The sequence below is a fragment of the Kitasatospora sp. NPDC059648 genome (genome assembly GCF_042734825.1).
In the GTDB taxonomy this organism is placed as follows: Bacteria; Actinomycetota; Actinomycetes; order Streptomycetales; family Streptomycetaceae; genus Kitasatospora.
The window spans coordinates 21,446-29,148 of sequence record NZ_JBHWDU010000076.1 but is presented as its reverse complement, the minus strand read 5'-3'; the positions used below and the strand labels follow the sequence as shown (position 1 = coordinate 29,148).

The 7,703-nt window shown below is 70.2% G+C and carries 8 protein-coding genes; 3 read left to right on the top strand and 5 right to left on the bottom strand.

Annotated elements, in window-relative coordinates; translation table 11 throughout:
• From ACFV1W_RS31620 to ACFV1W_RS31600, 5 genes are all read right to left on the bottom strand, one after another.
• On the bottom strand, positions 1-376 hold a 376-nt coding region (locus tag ACFV1W_RS31620; RefSeq protein ID WP_380420689.1), incomplete at its 3' end, for an IPT/TIG domain-containing protein.
• 158 nt (positions 377-534) lie between these two features.
• Positions 535-1,329: an IPT/TIG domain-containing protein gene (locus ACFV1W_RS31615; protein ID WP_380420681.1), complete on the bottom strand. Its 795-nt coding sequence runs from the start codon at positions 1,327-1,329 to the stop codon at positions 535-537.
• A 253-nt stretch (positions 1,330-1,582) separates the two neighbouring features.
• Positions 1,583-2,254 (bottom strand): hypothetical protein, encoded by a 672-nt coding sequence (locus ACFV1W_RS31610; protein WP_380420680.1) that lies wholly within the window; start codon positions 2,252-2,254, stop codon positions 1,583-1,585.
• A gap of 1,337 nt (positions 2,255-3,591) precedes the next feature.
• Positions 3,592-4,983 (bottom strand): hypothetical protein, encoded by a 1,392-nt coding sequence (locus tag ACFV1W_RS31605; RefSeq protein ID WP_380420679.1) that lies wholly within the window; start codon positions 4,981-4,983, stop codon positions 3,592-3,594.
• Positions 4,984-5,402: 419 nt separating this feature from the next.
• Positions 5,403-5,666: a hypothetical protein gene (locus tag ACFV1W_RS31600; RefSeq protein WP_380420678.1), complete on the bottom strand. Its 264-nt coding sequence runs from the start codon at positions 5,664-5,666 to the stop codon at positions 5,403-5,405.
• Positions 5,667-6,020: 354 nt separating this feature from the next.
• Here ACFV1W_RS31600 and ACFV1W_RS31595 point away from each other — a divergent pair, with 354 nt between their 5' ends.
• From ACFV1W_RS31595 to ACFV1W_RS31585, 3 genes are all read left to right on the top strand, one after another.
• Positions 6,021-6,203: a hypothetical protein gene (locus ACFV1W_RS31595; protein WP_380420677.1), complete on the top strand. Its 183-nt coding sequence runs from the start codon at positions 6,021-6,023 to the stop codon at positions 6,201-6,203.
• Between the two features lie 73 nt (positions 6,204-6,276).
• Positions 6,277-6,582: a hypothetical protein gene (locus ACFV1W_RS31590; protein WP_380420676.1), complete on the top strand. Its 306-nt coding sequence runs from the start codon at positions 6,277-6,279 to the stop codon at positions 6,580-6,582.
• Positions 6,583-6,892: 310 nt separating this feature from the next.
• Entirely contained in the window at positions 6,893-7,684 is a 792-nt protein-coding gene (locus ACFV1W_RS31585; protein WP_380420675.1) for an IPT/TIG domain-containing protein, read from the top strand.
• Positions 7,685-7,703: the final 19 nt, after the last annotated feature.

Below are 7,703 nucleotides of genomic sequence, written 5' to 3'. Positions count from 1 at the left end.
CCGTGAACGTCGCCGAGGCGGTTCCGAAGTGCACTGATGTCGCGCCGGTGAACCCGGAGCCGCTGATGACCACCGAGGTGCCGGCCGTGCCCGAGGCCGGGCTCAGGCTGGTGATCACCGGCACGGTGCCGTAGGTATAGGTGACGCCGTTGCTCGTGCCGCCGAGTGGCGTGGTGACGGTGACAGCGGCCGAACCGGTGCCCGCGGGGGCGATGGTGGTGATCTGGCTGTCGCTGACCAGCGTGAATGACGACACCGGCACGGTTCCGAACTTCACCAAGGTCGCGCCGGTGAAGCCGCTGCCGTTGATCGTGACGGCCGTGCCCCCCGTGGCCGGCCCGTGGTTGGGGTTGATGCTGCTGATGACCGGAGCCATCGGGTGCTCCTTTGCGTGGCTGGCGAGGGTGCCCAGGCCGCTGTGGGCGGCCAGGGCACAGGGGGTCTGTCGTCGCGGCCCGTCGGGTCCGAGTCGACGGGCTGCGGGTAGGGGGCGACTGTGCTGCCCGCTGTTCGGTGCTCGGGCTCGCCCGGGGCTTAGACGACGGTGAAGTGGTCGGCGGCGACGGCCGCGCTGGTGCCGCCGGGGTTGGTGACCTGAATGTCGTAGGTGCCCGCGGCCAGGGTGGGCACGTCGAGGGTCAGGCTGCCCACACCGATGAGGCTGACGTTGTTGGCCGGGGTGGACGCGCCACCGCCGACCGGGGTGAACGTCACGGAGCTGACGTCGACGAAGCAGGTGCCGGAGACGATGACCCCGGTGGTGCCCGCCGGCCCCGTGTTGGGCGTCACGCCGGTGACCGTCGGCAGTGCGTAGTAGGTGAACTGACCCGCCGCGCCGATCGGGGAGCTGGTGCCGCCGCTGCTGCTGACGATCACGTCCGCCGCGTCGGTGCAGCCAGTGAAGGCGCCGTGGGCCGGAGGGGTGACGCTCAGGTGGCTGTCCGACAGGACGGTGGGGACGGCGGTGCCGATCGCGTCGAAGGCGACCGAGGTCGCGGTCGCGAAACCGGTGCCGAAGACGTCGATGGCGCCGGGCGCGGCGGGGCCGGTGCTGGGGGTCAGCGACGTGACCGTCGGGGCGGCGACGTAGAAGAAGGCGCTGCTGTTGCTGTTGACCCCGGAGACGGTCGCGGTGACGTTGGCCTGGCCGCTGCACCCCGACGGGATGGGGAAGGTGACGGAGGTGTTGCTGGCCGTGGTGGGCGTGACCGTTTTGGTGCCGATGTTCACCTTGGTGGTGCTCAGGCTCCCCAGACCGGTGCCGGTGATGGTCATGGTCTGGCCGGAGTGGCCCGAGGTGGGCGAGATGGAGGTGATGACGGGTGCCATGACTGGTCTCCCTTGCTGTTGCGGATGACACTGCTGCCCAGTGCGCCGGAGCCGGCGAATCGACGGTCCGTCGCACAGGGCATGACCGGGTTCCGGCAGTCACGGGGCAGGGCTCGCAGCGCTGCCGGAAGTCGCTGGCCCGGCGGGGGCGGGGACGGGAATGTGGTGCGGGCGGCGTGGTTCCCCCGCGCCGTCGACCTGACTGCCGCCCGGGTGGGTGGGCGGGAGTGTCCCGGGATGCCGCCGTCGGGCTTCAGCAGAGCGCGGTCAGGGGCGGGGTGGCGGCGCAGTTGTCCGGGGTGTTGCCGGAGGCGTTGGTGCCCACCAGCGCGACGGAGCCGGCGTTCTGGTAGATGCCGCCACCGTCGACCGTGGCGGTGTTGCCGGTGACGCTGCTGGTGGTCATCGTCAGTGCGGTGTCGGTGTAGATGCCGCCGCCGAACGAGGCACGGCTGTTGCTGACACCCCCGCCGATCAGGACGACCGACCCGCCGAGGTCGGCGATGCCGCCGCCCACCCCGAAACCGGCGTCACCGTTGCTGATGGCGACCGCGGTCAAGGCGAGCTGGCCGTTGTCGGCGGGCAGGTGCGAGGGCCCGTCCACCTCGATGATGCGAAACGCGGGCGCACCGGGCGCGCGGGTGATCTGGGTGGCCAGCCCGGTCATGGTGATCGACGTGGTGATGTTCGGCAGCCCCGCCGGTCCGCCGGCCCCACCCGAACTGTGGGCGCTGGTGAGGGAATACGTGCAAAAGGGTGCCAGGATCAGGGCACCGCCACCGGCGGCGTTGGCCGCGTTGACGGCGCTGACCAACGCGGCTTCGCTGCACGGCACGATCACCGTGTACGCCGCACGTGCGGTCTGCGCGTGTGCCGCCGGGGCGGTGAGGGTGAGCGCACCGACAGCACCGGTCCCGAACAGCACTCGAAGTATGTTGATGGCTCGCAAGAACGCCTCCCCGGACGCCTGAGCCACCCTCGTCAGCCCGTGCGCTGGGAAAGCACGTCGGCCGACAGCCTCCTCCGATGGGCGCCTTCGAGGGCCTGTGACAGGCACGCACCACCACATACCGATGGGCTGCCTTCCCCAACGGAGGGATGGGCAGCCCCCTGATCGGACACCACAAGTGAGTCATCCAACCGCCGTTGAAACAAGGCATATGACTGCCAATCACCCACTTGGCGCAACGCACGCCGCCGGGCTGGGAGGGACGTGAGATGCCCGGCAGCGTTCAGCGCCCGATGCAGCCCCATTCCTCCAGGCCGACGGGAACGACCGTACTGGGGCTGCCGGATGTCGACCGTGGCCGGGCACCGGTACCGCGCCTGCGCAGCGGCCGGTGCCCGCGATCGTCGAGCCAGGCGAGTCTGCGTTCACAGTTGACGGTGATCTCCCCCGTAGAAGTTGACCGCCGAGCTGCGGACAGGGGAGATGTACGCCAGCGCCTCAGGTCTGCCGCCGTGAGTTCCTCACCTTCGCCCGCGAGGCCGACATCCACTTCTGGCAGGCACTCGACCACGGACGGCTTGCTTGAGTCCACCACTATTTCCATTTCCGCCTGCGCAACCGCGTCGAGCACTTCAACGGCTACCTCAGGAGCCACGAGACCATCGAACGCAGCCGCACTCGCCGCATCTGCGGCGTCGCCGCCCAGTCCCGCTCCGCTTCTTCCAGATCGCCCAAGCTGCCCGCCGACCCTCCAGCCGCGACACGCTCCGCAACCCCGCGACTGGACCCAAGGGCTACCTGCCCACCATCACGCCGGGCAACTGATCCACCCCTACCCCGAAACTTTGCTCGACCAGGGAGACCGCATCGGGCCCTCTGTGACCACGCAGAGGGCCCGAAAGCGTCCCGCAACGCAATCAGGCAGGCCAACCCGACACAGCGTCGGATCGACCGGCCTCATTGGGTCGGTTGACCCGCTGCCGATCCGGCTCATCGCCGAACTCCTCGGCCTGCCCAAGGACTTGAAGGACCGCTTCCGCACCCCCGTCGACCGGGTCTTCGACACCACCCTCACCCCCGAGCAGTCTGCGACCAACGTCGCGCAGTTCTACGCCGTGGCTGCAGGCCCTGGCCGGACTGCCGGCACGTGCGAAGCAGCCCGCGGCGAAGAAGGCGGCGCCCGCGAAGAAGACCGCGGAGACCTCCCCGTATCGCGCCGACCGGCGCGATACGGTGGGCAGCTTCCTACGGGGCCGTCGTGCGGACGGCCCCGCCGTTGGTCCGGGTCGGTCTACTGGTCCGGGTCGGTCGGTCTACCAGTGCTCGTGGCGCTCGCAGCGCTCGTGGCGGTCGTGGCGCTTAATCCTGGTGGGGTCGGAGGCGATGTGGTTGGCGGTGTCGCCGCCGCCGATGGCGGTGACGGTGTTCGTCACCTGGTCGCGGGCGCTGCAGGAGACGTCGACCTCCAGGGTGATGGGCGGGTAGCTGCTTCCGGCGGCAAGGACGTCGCTGCGGGTGCAGGTGAGGTTGTTCAGGGTGCAGTTCCATCCCGTGCCGCTGATGCTGTCGGCTCTGAGCCCGTCGGGGAGGGTGTCGTACACGGTGACCGTGGTGCCGTCGGTCGGGGCGGCTCCGGCGGCGTTGCCGACGGTGATGGTGTAGGTGCCGTCCCGCCCCTGGGTGAAGTGCCTGGTGTGGGTCTTGGTGATGGTCAAGGACGGGACCGTGTAGGAGATGGTCACCTGGCCGTTGTGGTTCGCCGTCCCGATCGTCGACGGCGCGTAGGACGTGGGGATACCCGTGGGGGTGGCGAAGCTGCTGCCCCCACCGCCTCCACCCCCGCCCGCCGAGGTGCCGTTGCTGTTGACGGTGGCGCTGCCGCCGCCCCCGCCGGCGAAGTATCCGCCCCCGCCGCCCCCACCGGCACCGGTAGTGGAGGTGCAGCCGCCGTCGAAGGTGCCGCCGGTGCCGCCGGTGCCGACCGCGGCACCGGTGAACCCGCCTCCCGGCCCGCCATGCGTGGCCGCACAGAATGCGGCGGTGCCGGCGGCCCCGCCGGCGCCACCGGTGCTGGTGGTGGTGCTGCCACCGTCCCCGCCCTGCCCCGGCGAAGCCCCAGGGCCGGTGGCACTTCCCGCGGTACCGCCGGTGCCGTCCGCTGTTCCGCCGTTGCCCCCGTTCCCTCCCGCAGAGCCGGCTCCGGTGCCGCCGGCGGCACCGCCGCCCCCGGCGACCACCAGCAAGGAGCCGCCCGCGCTGACGCTGGAGGCTCCGCCCCCACCCGGACCTTCGAAATGGGCACCACTGCCCGCGCCGCCCCCACCCGGGGCGCCGCCGTTGAACCCCCCGGCACCCCCCGTCCCGGTGCCGTTGCAGCCTTTGCCGCCGGTACCGCCGACGTCGATGGTGAACGTCGTCGGGGCGGTGGTTTGCGGCAGGGTGGTCACGACCTGCGCGCCCGTCCCGCCCGTCCCCGTGACGGTACAGGCGGTGCCGGTGTTGTCGGCGCCACCCGCGCCGTCCGCGGTGATCGTCACCACCGCCCCCGCCGGGACCGTCAGGGTCTGCGAAGCGCCGGTGAAGGTGAAGGTCTGCGACGGGTCAGCCCGCTGCGCCCGCACCGGCACGGCCCCCACCGGCGCGGCGGCCACCGGTGGAGCCGCAGCCGCCAGCAGCGCCATGCCGGACAGCAGCGCGCCCCCCATCGATACCGCCCCCACGCCGCGCTCTGCACGTCGTCCACCCGAGCCGATCGGGGCGGACGCGACGGCGGTTCGGACCGGGGTCGTCCCACCGGCCGTGGCCGTGTTGAACACGGCCACGGGCCGGTGACGGCTGACCTGGTACCACGGCAGATCGCCTTGTCCGCGAGTACGGGCACTCATCCGCGGGTTCACCTCTCCTCACAGCGAAGCGCCCTGCGCCCCTCACGCTACAAGGCGCGGGGATGACAGGGCGCCTGACAAAAAATCAGGACAAAACATCATTAAATGCCCTGATCCGATCACTTCGAGGTAGCGAGTCGATGGGATGCCACGTGTGTCGCAGCGGGCCGTGCGGCTACGAGAAGCCGGCACCGGCGTCGCCCAGGCCATTGCCGGGGGGCTTTGCGCCGGCCGCCGGTTCACCAACTGGTGGGCGGCTGTTCCTCGAGTACTTCGAGGACCTCGACCGAGGTGGACATCACGATGTACGCACCGTTGATGTCCATGCTGGTCCACCAGGTGCCCCGGTCCACCCGCCGTCCGGCGAGGCCCCATTGGACCATCACCTCCTCTTCCCCCAGTCGGAAGACCCGCCGGCGCCGTGGATGCACCGCCCCGACATCGACTTCCTCCAGGAAGCGCACCCGCGCCAGCGTCCACCAGTTCCGTTCCGCAACCGTCATGCCCGGTACAACGACCGGCACAGGCGATCAGTGCACAAGCACCCAGTCCCCAGCTCACCCGAGACGGCCTCCGGCGTGGGGCCCGTCCGCCCCGAAGAAGTCTTTAGACACTCGTGTGCGCTCCGCTGAATGGGTGGCGAACCGTCAAAGCTCTTGTTCGTACGCAGCCCTGATGGCTTACTTGTGGTATTCGACCAGGTGGGCTGCCCATCCCTCCGCTGGGGAACGCAGCTGGCATCTGCCTGCGCATACTGGCGCGGGTTCGCGAGGGCACCCACCGGAGGAAGCCGTCGGCCGACGCGCTCTCGCGGTGCATCGGCTGATGAGGGTGGCTCATACGTCCAAGGGGGCGTTGTGCGAGCCATCAACATATTTCGATTACTGGCCGGATCCGGCGCGGTCGGCGGGCTCTTGCTCACCGCTGCGGCAGCACCCGCAGATGCCGTGGGTTCGGCGCAAGTGGTGGTCGTGCCGTGCAGCGAGACGGCGTTGGTCAATGCCGTCGACGAAGCCAACGCCGCGGGGGCGGTGACCTGATCCTTGCGCCGTTTTGCACCTACAGCCAGTGGACAGGCCCTAGGAATTCCCGTTTGCCCACGGGCAGCTCACCTTGGGCACGGTCACGATCAGCAACGGTGACGCCGCCCTCGGCGCGGGCGGCGGCATCGCCAACCTCGGCGGGTCGTTGACCATCACCTCGAGCGCCGTCCGGGGCAGCCACGCCTCGTACGGCGGCGGCATCTACACCGACACCGCGCTGACGATGACCGCCAGCAGCGTCACCGGTAACACCGCCAGCGTCAACGGCGGCGGCATCTACCGGAACGCGGGCTCCATCACGCTGCTCGCCAGCATCGTGGCCGGCAACGCCCCGAACAACTTCGCCGCCACCGCCCCTTTGACCGCCCCATGCTGAAAACCCAGGGCATTCAACTTGTCCTCTTCCGCGACGGGTTCCTGGCGCAGTGGGCGAACGCGCCCATGTCTGCTCCGACCGCGCTGCAACCACGAAGTTGAGCGAGGTTGACGGCGCCCCGTGAGGTGGCGCCTCGTCGCCTCACACAGGACCACCCGCCCAGGCGCCCTGAGGCAACGGCCTTCACATGTCCTCCCGCCCCCGCTGCGCCCACGGGGGCTGCCCATGCGGCTGCTTGGCCGCGTCATCCATCCGCTTGCTCCTGCTCACTCGCGGCAGGGCGGCAGGCACCGTTCGAAGGAGAAAGATCATGGCAACCATCACTTCGCTGGTGGACACGACGACCACCACCAACCAGGGCAAGGCCGGGGACACCGTCCAGATCAACGGCACCTCTCTGTCCACCACGACGAGGGTGAACTTCGGTGCGGCGACGGTCACTCCGACGACTGTCACCGCCACCCAGGTCACCTTCGTGGTGCCCAGCTCGGCGCCGTGCTCCGGCCAGGTCTCGGTCAGCGTCACCAGCAGCAGCGGCGCCACCAGCAACGCGCTGCCGTTCTTCGTCATCGCCACACCGACCACCACGGGGACGAACGTCACCTGCCTGCCGGCCGCCACCGGCGGTGCGGTCACGCTGTTCGGCACCAACTTCCTCACCGGCACGCACGTCGCGGTGGGCACCGTCGGTACCGTGGCGGTCGCCCCCACCCAGGCGGGCCAGGTCACCTTCACCGCGCCGGCCAACCCGGGCCAGGTCACCACGGTCTCGACCCAGCCGTTGACCATCACCACCGCCGGCGGCACCAGTACCTCGGGCACCACCCAGATCGACTACTACCTCGCGCCGACCATCACCTCGGTGCTGCCCGCATCGGGTACTGCGGGGGACCAGATCACCGTCAACGGCACCGGTTTCGTCAACGTCGACACCGTCACCTTCACCGACAGCGCCGCCGCCACCGCCACCGCGGTTTTCACCCCCGTCAGCGACACCCAGCTCGTCGCCACCGTGCCCGGCGGACTCGCCACCGGGGTCGGAAGTATCACGGTCCACACCTGCGGCGGCAACTCCAACGCCGAGCCCTTCACGATCGTCTGACCGTCAGGGACGGCCAGGC

Excerpts from the sequence above, each read along its gene's own strand:
- ACFV1W_RS31615 (WP_380420681.1), bottom strand. The coding sequence starts at position 1,329 with ATGGCACCCGTCATCACCTCCATCTCGCCCACCTCGGGCCACTCCGGC.
- ACFV1W_RS31605 (WP_380420679.1), bottom strand. The coding sequence starts at position 4,983 with ATGGGGGGCGCGCTGCTGTCCGGCATGGCGCTGCTGGCGGCTGCGGCT.
- ACFV1W_RS31600 (WP_380420678.1), bottom strand. The coding sequence starts at position 5,666 with ATGACGGTTGCGGAACGGAACTGGTGGACGCTGGCGCGGGTGCGCTTC.
- ACFV1W_RS31585 (WP_380420675.1), top strand. The coding sequence starts at position 6,893 with ATGGCAACCATCACTTCGCTGGTGGACACGACGACCACCACCAACCAG.